This is a genomic window from Methylobacterium fujisawaense (assembly GCF_039619325.1).
Taxonomy (GTDB): Bacteria; Pseudomonadota; Alphaproteobacteria; order Rhizobiales; family Beijerinckiaceae; genus Methylobacterium; species Methylobacterium fujisawaense.
Genome location: NZ_CP155000.1, coordinates 2,096,499 through 2,112,572, shown reverse-complemented (window position 1 = coordinate 2,112,572; position 16,074 = coordinate 2,096,499). Strand labels below are relative to the sequence as shown.

General features: G+C 69.6%; 19 protein-coding genes. 12 read left to right on the top strand and 7 right to left on the bottom strand.

Annotated features, from left to right (window positions below):
- Positions 1-178 precede the first annotated feature (178 nt).
- The 3 genes from prfA to ABC766_RS09995 all read left to right on the top strand — a co-directional run bounded on the left by prfA (position 179) and on the right by ABC766_RS09995 (position 3,669).
- Entirely contained in the window at positions 179-1,264 is a 1,086-nt protein-coding gene (gene prfA, locus ABC766_RS10005) for a peptide chain release factor 1 (protein ID WP_043380277.1), read from the top strand.
- A gap of 23 nt (positions 1,265-1,287) precedes the next feature.
- Entirely contained in the window at positions 1,288-2,172 is an 885-nt protein-coding gene (gene prmC / locus ABC766_RS10000) for a peptide chain release factor N(5)-glutamine methyltransferase (RefSeq protein ID WP_345822036.1), read from the top strand.
- Between the two features lie 420 nt (positions 2,173-2,592).
- On the top strand, positions 2,593-3,669 hold the full coding sequence (locus ABC766_RS09995; RefSeq protein WP_278306478.1) for a DUF4167 domain-containing protein: 1,077 nt from the start codon (positions 2,593-2,595) through the stop codon (positions 3,667-3,669).
- Positions 3,670-3,738: 69 nt separating this feature from the next.
- On the opposite strand, the gene ABC766_RS09990 is transcribed toward ABC766_RS09995, so the two are convergent.
- The 4 genes from ABC766_RS09990 to ABC766_RS09975 all read right to left on the bottom strand — a co-directional run bounded on the left by ABC766_RS09990 (position 3,739) and on the right by ABC766_RS09975 (position 6,905).
- Entirely contained in the window at positions 3,739-4,296 is a 558-nt protein-coding gene (locus tag ABC766_RS09990) for a hypothetical protein (protein WP_345822032.1), read from the bottom strand.
- A gap of 206 nt (positions 4,297-4,502) precedes the next feature.
- Complete coding sequence (locus ABC766_RS09985; protein WP_043345260.1) at positions 4,503-5,228, bottom strand: RlmE family RNA methyltransferase; 726 nt, start codon at positions 5,226-5,228, stop codon at positions 4,503-4,505.
- Between the two features lie 10 nt (positions 5,229-5,238).
- Positions 5,239-6,321 carry a Ppx/GppA phosphatase family protein gene (locus ABC766_RS09980; RefSeq protein WP_345822031.1) on the bottom strand — a complete coding sequence of 361 codons (1,083 nt, stop codon included), beginning with the start codon at positions 6,319-6,321 and terminating at the stop codon, positions 5,239-5,241.
- Positions 6,322-6,431: 110 nt separating this feature from the next.
- Positions 6,432-6,905 carry a response regulator gene (locus ABC766_RS09975; RefSeq protein WP_012317168.1) on the bottom strand — a complete coding sequence of 158 codons (474 nt, stop codon included), beginning with the start codon at positions 6,903-6,905 and terminating at the stop codon, positions 6,432-6,434.
- Positions 6,906-7,219: 314 nt separating this feature from the next.
- Between ABC766_RS09975 and ABC766_RS09970 the strand changes: the two genes are divergently transcribed.
- The 6 genes from ABC766_RS09970 to adh all read left to right on the top strand — a co-directional run bounded on the left by ABC766_RS09970 (position 7,220) and on the right by adh (position 12,546).
- Positions 7,220-8,008, top strand: coding sequence for a cold shock domain-containing protein (locus ABC766_RS09970; protein ID WP_043345255.1), 789 nt, complete (start codon positions 7,220-7,222; stop codon positions 8,006-8,008).
- Positions 8,009-8,116: 108 nt separating this feature from the next.
- Positions 8,117-8,374, top strand: coding sequence for a hypothetical protein (locus tag ABC766_RS09965; RefSeq protein WP_345822030.1), 258 nt, complete (start codon positions 8,117-8,119; stop codon positions 8,372-8,374).
- Positions 8,375-8,536: 162 nt separating this feature from the next.
- The gene (locus ABC766_RS09960; RefSeq protein WP_043345251.1) at positions 8,537-8,848 is read left to right on the top strand and encodes a hypothetical protein; all 312 of its coding nucleotides are present in this window, start codon (positions 8,537-8,539) and stop codon (positions 8,846-8,848) included.
- A 26-nt stretch (positions 8,849-8,874) separates the two neighbouring features.
- A complete protein-coding gene (locus ABC766_RS09955; protein WP_345822714.1) occupies positions 8,875-10,368 on the top strand; it encodes a PepSY-associated TM helix domain-containing protein in 1,494 nt (497 codons plus the stop codon).
- Positions 10,365-10,712: a DUF3325 domain-containing protein gene (locus ABC766_RS09950; protein ID WP_279897619.1), complete on the top strand. Its 348-nt coding sequence runs from the start codon at positions 10,365-10,367 to the stop codon at positions 10,710-10,712. Before ABC766_RS09955 ends, ABC766_RS09950 begins: the two co-directional genes overlap by 4 nt.
- 310 nt (positions 10,713-11,022) lie before the next feature.
- Positions 11,023-12,546: an aldehyde dehydrogenase gene (gene adh / locus ABC766_RS09945; RefSeq protein ID WP_043345235.1), complete on the top strand. Its 1,524-nt coding sequence runs from the start codon at positions 11,023-11,025 to the stop codon at positions 12,544-12,546.
- An 81-nt stretch (positions 12,547-12,627) separates the two neighbouring features.
- Here adh and ABC766_RS09940 read toward each other — a convergent pair whose 3' ends face one another.
- Positions 12,628-12,921 carry a hypothetical protein gene (locus tag ABC766_RS09940; RefSeq protein WP_345822029.1) on the bottom strand — a complete coding sequence of 98 codons (294 nt, stop codon included), beginning with the start codon at positions 12,919-12,921 and terminating at the stop codon, positions 12,628-12,630.
- Between the two features lie 148 nt (positions 12,922-13,069).
- On the opposite strand from ABC766_RS09940, the gene ABC766_RS09935 reads away from it, so the two are divergent.
- The 3 genes from ABC766_RS09935 to ABC766_RS09925 are packed head-to-tail and all read left to right on the top strand — an operon-like array spanning position 13,070 to position 14,373.
- Positions 13,070-13,495, top strand: coding sequence for a DUF779 domain-containing protein (locus ABC766_RS09935; protein WP_043345230.1), 426 nt, complete (start codon positions 13,070-13,072; stop codon positions 13,493-13,495).
- Between the two features lie 27 nt (positions 13,496-13,522).
- Positions 13,523-13,936: a carboxymuconolactone decarboxylase family protein gene (locus ABC766_RS09930; protein WP_345822028.1), complete on the top strand. Its 414-nt coding sequence runs from the start codon at positions 13,523-13,525 to the stop codon at positions 13,934-13,936.
- The gene (locus tag ABC766_RS09925) at positions 13,933-14,373 is read left to right on the top strand and encodes a cupin domain-containing protein (RefSeq protein ID WP_179697880.1); all 441 of its coding nucleotides are present in this window, start codon (positions 13,933-13,935) and stop codon (positions 14,371-14,373) included. The genes ABC766_RS09930 and ABC766_RS09925 overlap by 4 nt, the downstream gene beginning before the upstream one ends.
- Positions 14,374-14,376: 3 nt before the next feature.
- On the opposite strand, the gene ABC766_RS09920 is transcribed toward ABC766_RS09925, so the two are convergent.
- The gene (locus ABC766_RS09920) at positions 14,377-15,405 is read right to left on the bottom strand and encodes a tetratricopeptide repeat protein (protein WP_427902323.1); all 1,029 of its coding nucleotides are present in this window, start codon (positions 15,403-15,405) and stop codon (positions 14,377-14,379) included.
- A 20-nt stretch (positions 15,406-15,425) separates the two neighbouring features.
- Entirely contained in the window at positions 15,426-16,070 is a 645-nt protein-coding gene (locus tag ABC766_RS09915; RefSeq protein WP_345822026.1) for a thiamine phosphate synthase, read from the bottom strand.
- Between the last annotated feature and the right edge of the window lie 4 nt (positions 16,071-16,074).

Here is a 16,074-nt window from a genome sequence, read left to right as displayed (position 1 = left end):
GCAACGCCACGACGCTTTCGGCCGACGCGCCGCGGCTTCCGCTCTCGAACGGAAGGGGCGTGGATTTGGGGGAAGTCCTGCCGGGTCACGGTCCCTCCAAGCCACGCGTCTCTTCCCCCCGAGACGAGACCCGCGCCCAGCCCGGAACGGCACGCGCAGACCTGCAGAAACACGGGCGATGATCCCCTTTCCCACCGAGCGCCTCGACGCCATCCTGGCGCGGCACGACATCGTCACCGCGCAGCTCGGCTCCGGCGAGATCGATCCGGAGACCGTGGTCCAGCTCTCCCGCGAGCTGTCCGACCTCGACCCCGTCGTGGCGGCGATCCGCGGCTACCGCGCGGCCCTGGACAACCTCGCGGGCGTCGAGGCCCTCATCGACGAGCCGGGCACGGATCCGGAGATGCGGGCCCTCGCAGCCGATGAGAAGCCGGAGGCGCAGGAGGCGCTCGAAGCCGCGCACCGGGCCCTGCAGGTGCTGCTCCTTCCGAAGGACGCCGCCGACGAGAAGAGCGCGATCCTGGAAGTCCGCGCCGGGACCGGTGGCGACGAGGCGGCCCTCTTCGCTGGCGACTTGTTCCGGATGTACGCCAAATACGCCGAGTCGAAGGGCTGGCGGGTCGAGGTGATCTCCGAGAGCGAGGGCACGGTCGGCGGCTTCCGCGAGGTCGTGGCCGAGGTGAAGGGCCGGGGCGTCTTCGCCCGCCTCAAGTACGAGAGCGGCGCTCACCGGGTGCAGCGCGTGCCTGACACCGAGACGCAGGGGCGGATACACACCTCCGCCGCCACCGTGGCGGTACTCCCGGAGGCCGAGGAGGTCGACATCCACGTCAACGATGCGGACCTGAAGATCGACACGATGCGGGCCCAGGGCGCGGGCGGCCAGCACGTCAACAAGACCGAATCGGCAATCCGCATCACCCACCTGCCGACCGGCATCGTGGTGTTCGTCCAGGAGGAGCGGTCGCAGCACAAGAACCGCGCCCGTGCGATGGCACTCCTGCGCGCACGGCTCTACGACGCCGAGCGCAGCGCGAAGGATTCGGCCCGGGCGGCCGACCGGAAGGCACAGGTCGGCTCCGGCGACCGCAGCGAGCGGATCCGGACCTACAATTTCCCGCAAGGAAGGGTGACCGATCACCGGATCAACCTGACCCTCTACAAGCTCGAGGAGGTGATGGCCGGGACGGCCCTCGACGAGGTGGTCGACGCCCTGATCACCGAGCATCAGGCGGAGCTGTTGGCCGCCGAGGGTATGGCCTGAGCCATGTCGTGATGCCGGCCGCGATGCAGAACAGATCGCGCCGCGAGGCGCTGCGAGCCTGCACGGCACGGCTGCAGTCCGCGGGTGTCGTCGAGGCGGCAGGCGATGCCCGGTTCCTCCTGCTCGGAATCCTCGGCCTGGAGACGCGCGACCTTCTGATCGAGGGCGAGCGCCGCGTCAGCGCGGACGAAGCCGCGGCCCTCGACGCGGCGCTCGCCCGGCGCCTCGCCGGCGAGCCGGTCGCCCGTATCCTGGGCGCCTGGGAGTTCTGGGGCCTGCCCTTCCGGCTCGGTCCTGACACCCTGGTGCCGCGCCCGGACACCGAAATCCTGGTCGAGGTCGCGCTGGCCGCGGCGCCCGACCGGACCGCGCCGGTGCGCTGCCTGGACCTCGGCACCGGAACGGGCTGCATCTTGACGGCCCTTCTCTCGGAACTGCCCCGGGCCAGCGGGGTCGGGCTCGATCGCTCGGAAGGCGCCCTGCGCGTCGCCCGGGACAATGCCGTCGCCAACGGCGTCGGCGACCGGGCCCGCTTCGTCGTCGGCGATTGGTGCGAGGCCCTGAGCGGGACCTTCGACCTCGTCGTCTCGAATCCGCCCTACATCGCCCGTGACGTGATCGCGACCCTCGACCGCGAAGTCCGCATGCACGATCCGGCGGCGGCCCTGGATGGCGGCGTCGACGGTCTCGACGCCTACCGGAGAATCCTCGACGGTGCGGCTGGGCTGCTCGCCCCGGGCGGCAGGCTCGTCCTGGAGATCGGCTACGATCAGGCCTCGGCGGTGCGGGCCCTTGCATGCGCGGCGGGCTTCCCGGATCGGGGATTGACCCGCGACCTCGCCGGCCGCGACCGCGTCGTGAGTTTCGACCGGCCACAGGGTCTTTTATCCGGCCACAGGGATGCCTAAGTCAGGGTTGAGCATCGCGTCACCGAAAAATTGCTTGTTGCATCAACCGGGGAACGCTAGAGTCGGCTTGAAGATCGCGAACCGTCCGTTAAGACGGACGGCTGTAAGGTCGGTGGTGACCATGGGTCGCCGATTGGTTCGCTGATCCCCCTTAACCGTCGAACCAGAACGCGCCGGTGCCAGCGCGGCGGTGCGACACAATCGAACCTGACAATCAACTGAGGATCGGCGGCTTTAACCGGGCGCCCGCTTCGAGGGATGGTCAGGCAGACGCGCGGACCGAAGAGCGGTCGCACGCGCGGCGCCGCCGGATGCGCTTGGCCGGATTGCGCCAGGAGATCCGCCCGGGCGCCTCCGTAGACAGTCGTTTGCGTGAACGAGGGTCATTACAGACCGATGAGACCAAACCAGAATCGACGGATGCGCGGCCGGAACCGGCCGAAGGGTCCGAATCCGCTGACGCGCTCGTACGAATCCAACGGTCCCGACGTCAAAATCCGCGGCACGGCGCAGCACATCGCCGACAAATACGCGCAGCTTGCGCGGGATGCTCTCGCGGCCGGCGATCCAGTTGCTGCTGAAAACTACTTCCAGCACGGGGAGCACTATTTCCGCATCGTTTCCGGTGCCCAGGAACAGAATCGTCCGGCTAATACCGCCGGTTACGCCAGTCGTCCCTATGATGACGACATGGAAGAGGGCGACGACGAGGCCCAGGGCAACGGCGGATCGCAGAACGGTCACGGCTATAGCGGCTATGAAGACGCCGATCCCGGCCAGCAGCCGCAGCCCTACGAGGGTCGTCAGGACGGAAACCAGGACGGTCGGCAGGGCCGTGACCGGTTCCAGAACCGCGATCAACGGCGGTTCGACAACGGCGGGCGCCAGGATTACCGGCGTCAGGACCAGCCGCGTCAGGACTATCAGCGCCAGGATTATCAACGGCCGGACTATCGGCAGGAGAACCGGCAGGACCGTCAGGATTACGGGCGTCCGGATTATCGCCAGGAGCGTCACGACGGCCGGCAGGACCGCCAGGACGTCCGGCAGGATCCTCGCCAAGATACGCGCCAGGATGCTCGGCAGAATGATCGGCAAGACGCCCGGCAGGACACGCGCGGCGATCAGGGGCGTTACGAGAGCGGCCGCGGCGAAGCTCCGCGGTCCGAAGCCCGGCAGGAAACGCGTCCGGAGGGGCGGCCCGAGCGGGCTCCCCGCGGCGAGGCCGGACGTCAGGGCGAGACGGCGCCCCGCCGTGAGCGCCGCCGCGAGCCTGCGCCTGTCGTGGAGGCCGAGGAGCCGACCGGCCTGCCGGCATTCCTGATGGCCCCTGCGCGTCCCGCCCCGCCGGCTGAACCGTCGCCTGCTCCCGAGCCGGAGGCTGCGGCCGAGGAAACTCCGGCCGCCAAGCCCCGCCGCCGCCGCCGCCCGCGTTTCGAGAGCGCCGCGGACGAGGGCAGCGCCAACACGTCGCCGGCAGACGTGCCGACCGAGTGAGCGAAAGCTGCAGGAAGCACTGAAGAGAGGCCGTTCCGGGCAACCGGAGCGGCCTCTGTCATTACGGGCTCAGCGTGGCACGGTTTTCCAGTCCGGGCAGGCCTGGACCCGGTGAATCAGACGGTGCCGCCGGCCGCTCGCGCCGAACGGCCCGAGCTCCCAGTCCCAAGCCGCTTCCGTAGGCGGGAGCTCGGACCCGAACAGCATATCGAGGCTGTCGGTGAAGCGGCCCGACCGATCCTCCGCGCGCTGCACCGCGTCGGTGATCAGGCAGACGCGCTCGACCCGGCCTGCCAGGGTGTCCAGGGCTTTGAGGTGGGTCTCGACCAGATGTGCCCCGAGAAGGGGCGGGGCCGCGCGGCCCCGGGCCTCGTGGGCCTTGATCGAGACGGTCGGAAGCTGCGACAGCAGGTTTGCCGAAACGATGAGGTCGGCGCCCGTGCAGAGATCCGCCCGGGACCCGGCGAGGCCGGCACTGATCTCGGCGGTCACCAGCGCCACGTTCGGGTATCGGCGTGCGGCGAGCCGGGCCGGCCAGGGATGCACGGCATCCACGAGGCTGATCCGATCGAACAGGCGGATCATATCGTCCAGCGGCACGTCGTCGAGCAGGCCTGAGCCGAGCACGACCGCATGTCGGCAATGCCCCGTTCCCTCGGCCGCCGCCGCGATCGTGCCCCGCGCCTGCGCGAGATGCGGTGCCCAGACCGCCCGGCAGCGGCGCTACCGCGCGTGTAGCAGGCCGCTCTGCCGGACATAGCCAAGCCTGCGCAGGGGCCGCGGCGCTGGATTGACGACCGACAGGGCCCAGGCGACCAGCATCGCCGGCCGGCTCACTCCGCGTCGGAGGGCGCGGTGTGCGCCGAGGTGCCGCGATAGCCGGTCGCGAGGACGTAAAGCTCGCTGGAATCGGCCCGGCTGGCGGCGGGCTTGACGTGGCGGACCGTGGCGAAGTCGCGCTTCAGGTCGGTGAGCAGGGCGCCCTCGGTCCCGCCCTGAAGCACCTTGGCTAGGTAGGCGCCGCCCGGCCCCAGGATCTCCCGGGCGAATTCCGCCGCCGTCTCGGCGAGGCCGATGATGCGCAGATGGTCGGTCTTCTTGTGGCCGGTGGCGTTGGCGGCCATGTCGGACATCACGAGGTCGGCCGGGCCGCCGAGCATGCCGGTCAGCCGCGCCGGCGCCTCGGGATCGAGGAAATCCAGGGTGATGAACTCGACCCCGGCCATAGGCTCGATCTCCAGGAGATCGATGCCCACGACCCGGCCCGACGGTCCGACCACCCGGGCGGCCACCTGCGACCAGCCCCCGGGAGCCGCGCCGAGGTCGACGATCTTCTGGCCGGGCCGGAGCAGCTTGTAGCGCTCGTCGATCTCCAGCAGCTTGTAGGCCGCCCGCGAGCGATAGCCCTCGCGCTTGGCCCGCGCCACATAGGGATCGTTGAGCTGGCGCTCTAGCCAGCGCTTCTGTGACAGGGTCCGTCCACGCCCGGTCTTCACCCGCTGCTTCAGGTCGCCCCGGACCCCGCCGCCGGAGCTCGCGCCGCCGCGCCGGTCGCTCATCGTGGGGCCCTCATCGGACAGCCTGCCGGTTCCAGACCCCGTCCTCCCGCATCATGTTCATCAGCAATCCTTCGCGCAGGCCGCGATCGGCGATGCGCAGGCGCTCCGAGGGGAACGCCCGGCGGATCGCCTCGAGGATCGCGCAGCCCGCGAGCACGAGATCGGCGCGGTCGCGACCGATGCAGGGGTTGTCGGCGCGCTGCTCCAGCCGCGTGTCGAGCAGGTCGTCGATGGCGGTGGCGACTGCGGCGTCGGTCATCCACAATCCATCGACCCGCCGGCGCTCGTAGCGCGCGAGCCGCAGATGCATCGCCGCAATGGTCGTGACGGTGCCAGACGTGCCGAGAAGGTGGAAATGCGGCGCGGTCGCGGCGGCAGCGGCCCGGAGGGCGAAGGCGGAGAGCTTCTCGGCCACCTCCTCGACCATGCCTTCGAACATGCGGCGGGTGACCTCGGCGCCGCCGTGGCGCTCGGCCAGGGTCACCACGCCCACGGGCAGCGAATCCCAGGCGCGGATCCTGAGTGTCGGATCGGTCGACGGATTGGCCGCCGCGCCGTCCAGCCACGCGATCTCTGTCGAGCCGCCGCCGATGTCGAAGATGATCACCGATTCGGCCAGCGGATCCGCCAGCGCCGCGCAGCCGGTGACCGCGAGATAGGCCTCGGTCTGCCGATCGACGATCTCAAGGTCGAGGCCGACGCCGCGGCGGACGCGCTCCACGAAGGCGGCCCCGTTCACCGCGAGGCGGCAGGCCTCCGTGGCGATGATCTTGGCCCGCTGCACGCCGCGCGCCTGCATCTTGGACCTGCAGATCCGCAGGGCCTCGACGGTCCGCTCGATCGCCGCCTCGCTGAGGCGGTCCGACGTGCCGAGGCCTTCGCCGAGACGGACGATCCGTGAGAACGCATCGATCACCCGGAAGCCGCTGAAGGTCGGCTCCGCGACCAGCAGGCGGCAATTGTTGGTGCCGAGGTCGAGCGCCGCGTAGGCGGCGCGCCGACGCTCACGGCCCGGCAAGGGGGCTGGCGTCTGAAGCGGCACCGCGCCGGTCTGGATTCGGGACGGCGCGGCCGCGGCGGTCTCGTCCCTCATCGGCGCGGCCGTCGATCCTTCGGGTCGGCCTTGAGCGTCGCGCTCGGCCTTTGTTGATCTGTGACCCTACAGGCTCAGCGGGGAACTGCAACGCCCCATCGCGGTCGCGATCAGGCGACGGCCTTCATGGCGCTGGCCCGGCGCGGGATCGGGCGCAGGAGACTCTTCACCTGGGAATAGGGGCGGGGCCGGTTGATCACTTCGTCCAGGCGCGACCACAGGGTCTTCGGCGAGAACGGCTTGGCGATGATCTCGTTGACGCCGAGCGCCACCGCACGGTCGACCACGTTCCGGCGCGGCTGGGCCAGCATTAGGATGATCGGGATCGTGGGGCAGGGGGAGGTGGTCGGCGTCCGCGCGAGCCGGATGAACTCCTCGCCCGACAGGATCGACAGGTCCCAGTCGATGATGCTGATATCGGGTTTGCTCTCGGCCAGCACGCCCAGCGCCTCCGCCCCGTCCGGCGCTTCCAGGACCCGCTTGATACCGACGCGCATCAGCATGTCGCGCACGATTCGGCGGATGTAGAGACTCTCGTCGACGACGAGGGCCGAGAGATCGGGGAAGGTCGGGGTCGCGATCATGGCCGGCGGGCTCTGCGGGGCGCGGCGCCGAGTCTAGGGGGACAGCCTTTGCGTTTCGCTAACGCCTTCCCTCGAATGAGTAAGGACCGACCCGGGATCGGGGGCGGACTCCGTTGTTTGCCGCAAGAAAGTAACGAAACGGGCGCGTCTGAGCCAAGAAGGTCCTTGCGGTCAAGGCCCGATTGCGTCAGGACTGGGGCGTTATTCTTGGTTACCGCGACCTGGGGTAATGATAGTGCGGGGCGTGGGCTGTCTGGGATGGCGCGCACGCGGTATTCGAGACAAGGGCGGCGGACGGTTTTTGCGAGCTTTCGATGGGACGTGGTCGTGATTTCAGGGGGCCGCAGAAGCGCGGCTTCGACGAGGGTGGCGAGCCGAGATGGCCTGATCAGGCACCCCCGAGCGGCGGATACGGCGGCGGCGGTTTCGGCGGTGGCGGCGGCGGTTTCGGCGGCGGCGGTTTCGACCGTGGTCCGGCGCGCGGCGCGGCACCGGTCGCGTCCGGACCGGAGCGCGATGCGACGGTCAAGTGGTTCAACAAGGAGAAGGGCTTCGGCTTCGTCGAACTCGGCGACGGTTCGGGCGATGCCTTCCTCCACATCCGCGCCGTCGAGGCGGCAGGCCACGATGACCTGATGCCGGGCACCCGGCTGACGGTCACGACGGCCCAGGGTCAGAAGGGCCCGCAGGTGACCAGCGTCACCAGCGTCGACACGTCCACGGCCGAGGCGCCTGCGCCCCGGCGCGAGTTCCGTCCGCGCACCGGCGGCTTCGGTGGTGGCGCTGGCGGCGGCTACGGTGACCGCGACCGCGGCGGCGGTGGTGGTTACGGCGGCGGCGGCGGCGGTTTCGGTGGTGGTGGCGGCGGTGGCCGCTTCGCCAGCGGCCCGTCCGTCGAGATGAGCGGCACCGTGAAGTGGTACGATCCCGCCAAGGGCTTCGGCTTCGTGTCGGTGAACGACGGCGGTAAGGACGTCTTCGTGCACCGCTCCGCTCTGTCCCGCGCCGGGCTCGATTCGCTCGCCGAAGGCCAGCAGGTCACGCTCGGCGTGGTCGAGGGTCAGAAGGGCCGCGAGGCTCAGAGCATCAACGTCGAGGATTGAGGGCGCGCGGCGGTCGCTTTGCCGCCGCGATCCTGAGAAGACTACGAGGCGGCGGTCCTGTCCGGGACCGTCGCCTTTCTCGTTCCTGGACGATCGATGCGCTGCTTGATGCTGCCGACGGCTCTGCTCCTGCTTTCGGGCAGCGCCCGGGCTGAGGATTTCACGGGCTTTTATGCCGGGATCAACGCGGGCTACGGCTGGGGCACCGGGCACCGCGGCCCTGAGGGAAGCCGCCCCGTGACCGCCGGATCGTCGGCCCTCTCCAAGCCGGAGGCCGGCCCCGATCTGCCGCCGAGTGCCCGGAATGCCGCCATCGCGATCCGCGGATCCGACCGATCCGCAACGCCCGGAACGACCGGTCGTTGAGACGGGCTGCCGCGCAAGCCGGGACTTTCATCTCTCGGCCCGACCCGGGCCATCCTAACCGCCTCAATTCACACTGGAATCGTTCTGGAACATACGCGTTGCCTGCCGGGCGCAGCCGCTGCTAGGTCGCGATATGACTTCACGGAAGCGAGAGGGCGCGCGATGAGTGCCCATGCCGTGCCCACGCTGGCCGATCGCTTGGCGGTCGCCGGCCGGGTGCTTCTGGCGGCGTTCGGCGGTTATGCCGTTGCCGCACTCGCGTGCGCCTGGCTGGCGCTGATTCTCCCCGGCCCGAGGGCCGAAGCGGTATCCGCCGCGACCCTCGCGAGCTTCAGCATCATGGCGGCGGCCGTGATCTGGGTGTTCGCCGCCCGGACGATCGCGCGTGCCACCCTGGTCCTGGGGGCTGCGGCGCTTCTGCTGACCGTGGCCTTGTGGCTGGCCGGCGGCTTCAGGCACGGGGTCGCCCTGTGAGCCGCGCGCGGAGCTTCCGCCAGTCCATGGCGTGGCTGCACACGTGGTCCGGCCTCGTGGTCGGCTGGGTGCTGTTCGCAATCTTCGTCACCGGGACGGCCAGCTATTACCGCAGCGACATCTCGCGATGGATGCGACCCGAGCTGTCCGAGGAAGCGCCGGATCCGGTGGCGGCGGCAACGCGCGCCGGTGTGTTCCTGCGCAAAACCATGCCGGACGCCGCCGGCTGGTCGGTCAAGCTGCCGAACGCCGAGGCTTCGGTCGTCGAGGTCTACTGGTGGCAGAACCTGGATGGGCCCTACCATCAGGCGCTGCTCGATCCGGTGACGGGCGAACCCGCACGCGTCCGCGACACGCGGGGCGGCGACTTCCTCTACCGCTTTCACTTCGAGTTGAGCCTGCCGCCGATCTGGGGGCGCTGGATCGTCTCGGGCTGCGCGATGATCCTGCTGATCGCGCTGATCTCCGGGATCGTGACGCACCGGCGCATTTTCGCCGACTTCTTCACCTTCCGCCGGGACAAGTCCGTCCAGCGCGGCTGGCTCGACGCCCACAACGTGATGGGCGTTCTGGCGCTGCCCTTCCACCTGATGATCGTCTACACGGGCCTCGTCACCCTGTCGTCGATGCTCATGCCCTGGGGCGTGAAGGCCGTCTACGGCGACGACCTGTTCCGGTACTATGCGGAGGCGGGATTGGCGGCGCCGGGAGCCGGCCCCGCCGGGCGTCCGGGCGTGCCGCTCCCCTTGGGCGAGATCGTGGCGCGCGCCAGCGCGGCGGGCGGCGAGACGCCCGAGATGCTGATGGTGACGCTTCCCGGGGACGCCAATGCGACCGCGACGGCGTATTTCGAGGAGCCGCATGGGCTCGCGCATCTCCATCCGCAGATCGTCTATGCGGCCGGAACCGGCGCGGAACTCGCGCGGGTCAGTGAAGCCGGCGCCGCGACCCGAACGGCCGCCGTGATGGCGGGGCTGCACGAGGCGCATTTCGCGGCCGCTCCGTTGCGTCTCGTGTTCTTCCTCTGCGGCGTGATGGGCGCGGCCACGGTTGCGAGCGGGCTGGTCCTCTGGACCGTGGCGCGGGCGCCCAAGGGCGCGGATCCCGACCGATTCGGTCTACGGCTCGTGCGATTCCTCAACCTCGGCACCATCGCGGGGCTGCCGGTGGGACTCGCGGCCTATTTTCTGGCCAACCGTCTGCTGCCCTACGGGCTTGAGGCGCGAGCCGATTGGGAAGTCCGCGTATTCTTCGCCGCCTGGGTTGCCGCGGCGCTCGCCGCAGCCCTGTATCCGCGACAGCGGGCGTGGCCAGTCGCCCTCGGGGTGGCGGCCTGCGCCTTCCTGGCGATCCCGTTGGTCGATGCGGTCCTCTTGGGCCAGAACCGGTTCCTCGGCTTCGATGCGGCGATGGCGGCTGTGGGTCTGGCCCTTGTCGCGGGCTCCCGGCTGGCGGCACGGCGACGGCCGGCGGAATCGCGGCACGGCCAGCCCAGCCTGTCCCGGGCGGCGGAAGCATGACTGCGGCGGCACTGATCCTCAGCCTTCTCCTGAGTTTCTCGGGCTTCGCCGCCCTGGCCCTCAGCCTCGACCGGCATCACCGGGCAGCCTACCGGATCAGCGTCCCGGACCGGCGCGTCGCCAGCTTGCGGATGGCGGGCTGGTGCGGGCTCGCCCTCTCGTTCGCGGCGGCCATCGCGGCGGCCGGCTGGAATTTCGGCCCGGTGCAGTGGATCGGATCGCTGACCGGGTCCGCCTTAATCGTGGTGGCGTTCATCGCCTATCGGCCGACCTGGCTGCGCAATGCGGCACTGGCGGCGCTGCCGCTCGCGGCGGCGGCCGCTCCGCTCGCCCTGTTCAGGTAAGCAGGCGCATCGGAGTCTTCGTCGATCGGCGGTGATTCGAACGGTCATCGAGACGCGGGAATGGCCTCCGAAGGCGGTTCGGACCACTCCGACGCCGAGGACATCTGTCCGCTCGCGGTGAGGTCCGGAAGAGCGTAGGATCGGCCCACTCGCGCACTGGCCAAAAGTCCACCTTGATTCGGCAGGCCAAAAGCCATTGGCTGCGAACAGAGCGGAAGCGGAAGCGGCCCCGACGATCGGTCGCCCGAGCGCCAGCTTAAGCCCAAGAGCCGCGGTTCGCGAGGCCGGGGCCTATGGAGGGAACACAGCGATGAACAAGCCGGAATTCCTCGGCGACGCCAAGGTCAAGTCGCCGTTCTCGGCCCGCTACGAGAACTTCATCGGCGGCCAGTGGGTCGCCCCCGCGGCCGGCCGCTACTTCGAGAACACCTCCCCGATCACCGGAAAGGTGGTGTGCGAGGTGGCCCGCTCCGACGCGCAGGACGTCGAGAAGGCGCTCGACGCCGCCCACGCCGCCAAGGAGGCCTGGGGCCGCACGGCGCCGGCCGAGCGCGCCCGCATCCTGCTCAAGATGGCCGACCGGATGGAGGAGAACCTCGATCTGCTCGCCCTCGCCGAGACCTGGGACAACGGCAAGCCGATCCGCGAGACGACCCACGCCGACATCCCGCTGGCCATCGACCACTTCCGCTACTTCGCCGGCTGCGTGCGGGCGCAGGAAGGCTCGATCTCCGAGATCGACCACGACACGGTCGCCTACCATTTCCACGAGCCGCTGGGCGTGGTCGGCCAGATCATCCCGTGGAACTTCCCGATCCTGATGGCGGTATGGAAGCTCGCCCCGGCGCTCGCCGCCGGCAATTGCGTGGTCTTGAAGCCCGCCGAGCAGACCCCGGCCTCTGTGCTGGTGCTGGCCGAGATCATCGGCGACCTGCTGCCGCCGGGCGTGCTCAACATCGTCAACGGCTTCGGCCTGGAGGCCGGCAAGCCGCTCGCCTCCTCGCCGCGGATCGCCAAGATCGCCTTCACGGGTGAGACGACCACCGGCCGCCTCATCATGCAGTATGCGTCGCAGAACCTGATCCCTGTGACGCTCGAACTCGGTGGCAAGTCGCCGAACATCTTCTTCGCCGACGTGGCGAACGAGGACGACGACTTCTTCGACAAGGCGCTCGAAGGCTTCACGATGTTCGCCCTCAACCAGGGCGAGGTCTGCACCTGCCCGAGCCGCGCGCTCGTGCATGAGTCGATCTACGACCGCTTCATGGAGCGGGCGGTGAAGCGCGTCGAGGCGATCACGCAGGGCTCGCCCCTCGATCCGGCCACGATGATCGGCGCCCAGGCTTCGGGCGAGCAGATGGAGAAGATCCTCAGCTACATCGACATCGGCAAGCAGGAGGGCGCCCAGCTGCTCACCGGCGGCGAGCGCAACGTCAAGGAGGGCGAGTTCGCCGAGGGCTTCTACGTGAAGCCGACGGTGTTCCGCGGCCACAACAAGATGCGGATCTTCCAGGAGGAGATCTTCGGCCCGGTCCTGTCGGTCACGACCTTCAAGGACGATGCCGAGGCGCTCGCGATCGCCAACGACACGCTCTACGGCCTCGGCGCCGGCGTCTGGACCCGTGACGGAACCCGCGCCTATCGCTTCGGCCGGGCGATCCAGGCCGGGCGCGTCTGGACGAACTGCTACCACGCCTACCCGGCTCACGCGGCCTTCGGCGGCTACAAGCAGTCCGGCATCGGCCGTGAGACCCACAAGATGATGCTCGATCACTACCAGCAGACCAAGAACATGCTGGTCAGCTACTCGGCCAAGAAGCTCGGTTTCTTCTGAGCTTCTTCCCGGGTTAACCCCCCGAGACAACTTCAGCCCCGGCCTCACGGCCGGGGCTTTTTCGATCTCGCAACACCGCGCTCAGTAGAGGCCGTAGCCGTAGCCCTCGAAGGGGCCGTTGACGATCGAGCCCGGCGCCATCGGGCCGGCATCGCCGCTGACGCTGGGCACGTCGTCCGGCGGACCGTCCCAGCCGACGACACCCATGGGATTGTCGGGCGTGACGTTGGGATTCCCCGCGACGCGCCACGCATGCTGGACGAACAGCGGCTGTTCGCGCGGCTGGACGCGGAGCGACAGCGGTTCGGCGGCGGCGGGACCGGCGAGACCGGTCAGGGCAAGGACGACGCAGGCGGCTTTTCTGAGAACTGACATGACGGGCGCTCCCGAGGCGTCGGGCGGCAACCGCCGCCCTCCGTCGACACAACGCGCATCGCGACGTTTCGGGACCTGCATTCGCTCGCGTTGCGGTGGAAACCCGCCGGCAACCGCGCATATTTCAACATCGACTGGGGAGGATGGCATGAATTCGGATCAGACCTTGGACGCCAACGTCGCCGAGCAGGCCGGCGCCGACGGGACACCCCTGCGGGTGACCGCCACCCCGGCGGCTCTCGCCCTCATCGACGAGCTGCGGAGCGAGTACGGCCCGGTCATGTTCCATCAGTCCGGCGGCTGCTGCGACGGCTCCTCGCCCATGTGCTACCCCGTCGGTGATTTCCTGGTGAGCGACGGGGACGTCCGACTCGGCACCGTCGGCGGCGCCGAGTTCTTCATCAGCCGGTCGCAATTCGAGGTCTGGAAACACACCCACCTGCTCCTCGATGTGGTGCCGGGGCGCGGCGGCATGTTCTCGCTGGAGAATGGTCGCGAGAAGCGCTTCCATATTCGCTCGCGCCTGTTCTCCGACGCGGAGAACCGGGCCCTCGAAGGGGCCTGCAAACTCTGAGGACGAGCTTCGCGGGGAGGGGGCACGATGGCCACCGTCAAACTCTGGTCCGATGCCGAGGCCGAAACCGACCCGCGCATCGGCGCCGTGTTCGCCGACATCCGGGCGACTCGCGGCTCCGACTTCATCAACAATTTCTGGCGGGGCCTCGCCAACGATCCGGCACTGCTCGAACGGACTTGGTCTGTCCTGAAGACCGTCATGGGACCGGGAACACTCGACCCCCTGACCAAAGAGCTGGTCTACATCGCGGTCTCGATCGCCAATGGATGCCCGTACTGCATCCATTCCCACACCGCCGCTGCGCGGGCCAAGGGCTTGACGGACGCGCAGCACGGCGAGGTCCTGGCGGTGGTCGGCATGGCCAACCAGACCAACGCGCTGGTGAACGGCATGCAGATCCCGGTCGATCCCGCCTTCAGAGTGGAGAAAGGTCCATGAGTTCCGTGTCCGGTCAAGGGGAGCAGGGTTTCCGGGTGTTGCGCGAGAGTGCGCCCTTCCGCGGCAAGCAGGGGCACATCTACCGGCCGGCGGTCTCCGCCGAAGCCGTGGGCTCGAAGGCGCTGCACATGCAGCTCCTGGAGATACCGCCCGGGGAGCGGGCCCATGCGCACAAGCACGAATCGCACGAGACGGCGATCTACGTGCTGTCGGGGGTGTCAGGCTGTTTCTGGGGCGAGCGGCTGGAGCATCACGCGATCGCGGGGGCCGGGGAGTTCGTCTATATCGCCGCCGACGTGCCGCACCTGCCTTACAACCGCAGCCAGACGGAGCCCGTCACCGCCGTGATCGCCCGGACGGATCCCAACGAGCAGGAGAGCGTCGTCCTGCTGCCGCACCTCGAGGCCGGCGTCGACTGGTCCAAGGCCGAGGGGTAGCGCTCAGCGCTGCTCGATCCGCTCATTGGCGAGGCGCTCGGCGCGCGAGCGCTCGTCGGCGGAAAGGCCAGACAGCGTCTGATCCAGCCACGCGTCGGACAGGCCCTGTCCGGCAGCGGCAAGGTTCCAGGCCGCAGCCTCGACGGGATTCTTGGCGACGCCACGGCCGACCGCGTAGAGGCGCGCGACGCGGTTCTGCGCGATGGCGTTGCCGCGCGAGGCCGCGTGCAGGAAATAGCGGGCAGCCGCCCGCTCGTCCTTGGTGACGCCGGTGCCGTTGAACAGAAGGATCGCGTACTCGACCTCACTGGCGAGATCGCCATTGTCGGCGCCGCGGCGGAACAACTCCGCCGCCTTGGACGGATCCTTCGGCACCCCGCGACCCTGGAGGTAGAGAACGCCCAGATCGTGCTGCGCGGGGCCGATCTCCGCATCGGCCGCCTTGCGGAACTGCGCGGCGGCCGCCGCCTCGTCGGCCGTGGCCCCGGTGCCGATCAGGATCAGGCCGAGATTGTAGGCGGCGGTCGGCGAGCCTTGGGACGTGGCCTGTTCCAGCCATCGGCGCCCGGCCTTCGGATCCTTCGGCATACCGCGTCCGTCGAGCGCCATGAGCCCGAGGGATGCCATGGCGGACGGGTCGTTCTGTGCGGCGGCCAGACGATACCAGTCGGCGGCCTTCACCGGGTCCTGCTTCACGCCGAGGCCCTGGTTGTACAGCTCCCCGAGAAGCGTCATGGCGGCGGCGTCCTTCGGATTCGCCTCGATGCGCTTCGTCGCCTCGCGGAAGGCCGTGACGTACTGGCCCTTCTGATAGGCGCCGTAGGCGAGATCCGGCGGCTGACCGCCCTGCGGCGGCACGGCGCCCCGGGTGTAGTTCGGCGTATAGGGGCTCGGCAATTCCGGCATCGGCTTCTTGCCGGTCTGCGCGGGGGACCCGATCGATCCGGGCGCCGCGGTCGCGGCCGGGTCGGCCGGAGCGGAGACGGCCCAGGTCGGCAGAGCGAGCACTGCCGCTCCGACGAAAGCCAACAGATGAGGGGCGTTGCGGCGCCTCACGCGGCAGCCTCCCGAAGGACGCGCTGGGCCCGCTCGACAGCTGCCGGATCCGACAGCCAGAGGCCGCTCTCCAATCCCACGAACTCCGCGCCTGTCGCGCCGAACGGCCCGATCTCGTCGGCGGCGACGGCGACCGCGATGCACGGCGTCTCGAAGATTTCGGCCCACCAGGTGGCGCGGGCCCGGACGGTCTCCGCATCCGGCGCGACACCGTCCGGATACAGCCCGCCGAACATCAGATAGTCGATACCCGCCTCGCCGGCTTCCATGGCGCCATGCTTGGTCTCGATGCCTCCAGCACCGAGGATGCGCCCGTCGCGCAGCCGGCCGCGCAGATCCTTCAGGTCGCGCGGCTTGTCGACATGGATGCCGTCGGCGCCGCCGCGGATCGCCACCGTGGCGAGATCACCCGTGAAACCCGGACAGGCCACGACCAGGGCCGCGCCCCGCTCCTGCGCCACCGGAGCGACCGCCTTCACGCGCGCCGTCAGCTCGCGCTCGTCGGTGGCGGCGAGCCGCAGGATCACGGCGGCGACATCGCCCGCTTCGCAGGCGGCCTTCAGGGCCGCCACGAAGCCTTCGAGTCCCTCGGCGTCGAGACCGTGCGGTCCGAGAAGGGCGAGGCGGGCATTGGTGCTCATCGGG

Bases quoted from the DNA above. Each gene is read 5' to 3' on its own strand.
- ABC766_RS09940 (WP_345822029.1), bottom strand. From the start codon at position 12,921: ATGTCAGTTCTCAGAAAAGCCGCCTGCGTCGTCCTTGCCCTGACCGGT.
- ABC766_RS09930 (WP_345822028.1), top strand. From the start codon at position 13,523: ATGGCCACCGTCAAACTCTGGTCCGATGCCGAGGCCGAAACCGACCCG.
- ABC766_RS09955 (WP_345822714.1), top strand. From the start codon at position 8,875: ATGGCGTGGCTGCACACGTGGTCCGGCCTCGTGGTCGGCTGGGTGCTG.
- ABC766_RS09965 (WP_345822030.1), top strand. From the start codon at position 8,117: ATGCTGCCGACGGCTCTGCTCCTGCTTTCGGGCAGCGCCCGGGCTGAG.
- ABC766_RS09925 (WP_179697880.1), top strand. From the start codon at position 13,933: ATGAGTTCCGTGTCCGGTCAAGGGGAGCAGGGTTTCCGGGTGTTGCGC.
- prfA (WP_043380277.1), top strand. From the start codon at position 179: ATGATCCCCTTTCCCACCGAGCGCCTCGACGCCATCCTGGCGCGGCAC.
- prmC (WP_345822036.1), top strand. From the start codon at position 1,288: ATGCAGAACAGATCGCGCCGCGAGGCGCTGCGAGCCTGCACGGCACGG.
- ABC766_RS09935 (WP_043345230.1), top strand. From the start codon at position 13,070: ATGAATTCGGATCAGACCTTGGACGCCAACGTCGCCGAGCAGGCCGGC.
- ABC766_RS09995 (WP_278306478.1), top strand. From the start codon at position 2,593: ATGCGCGGCCGGAACCGGCCGAAGGGTCCGAATCCGCTGACGCGCTCG.
- ABC766_RS09985 (WP_043345260.1), bottom strand. From the start codon at position 5,228: ATGAGCGACCGGCGCGGCGGCGCGAGCTCCGGCGGCGGGGTCCGGGGC.
- adh (WP_043345235.1), top strand. From the start codon at position 11,023: ATGAACAAGCCGGAATTCCTCGGCGACGCCAAGGTCAAGTCGCCGTTC.
- ABC766_RS09975 (WP_012317168.1), bottom strand. From the start codon at position 6,905: ATGATCGCGACCCCGACCTTCCCCGATCTCTCGGCCCTCGTCGTCGAC.
- ABC766_RS09980 (WP_345822031.1), bottom strand. From the start codon at position 6,321: ATGAGGGACGAGACCGCCGCGGCCGCGCCGTCCCGAATCCAGACCGGC.
- ABC766_RS09915 (WP_345822026.1), bottom strand. From the start codon at position 16,070: ATGAGCACCAATGCCCGCCTCGCCCTTCTCGGACCGCACGGTCTCGAC.
- ABC766_RS09960 (WP_043345251.1), top strand. From the start codon at position 8,537: ATGAGTGCCCATGCCGTGCCCACGCTGGCCGATCGCTTGGCGGTCGCC.
- ABC766_RS09950 (WP_279897619.1), top strand. From the start codon at position 10,365: ATGACTGCGGCGGCACTGATCCTCAGCCTTCTCCTGAGTTTCTCGGGC.
- ABC766_RS09970 (WP_043345255.1), top strand. From the start codon at position 7,220: ATGGGACGTGGTCGTGATTTCAGGGGGCCGCAGAAGCGCGGCTTCGAC.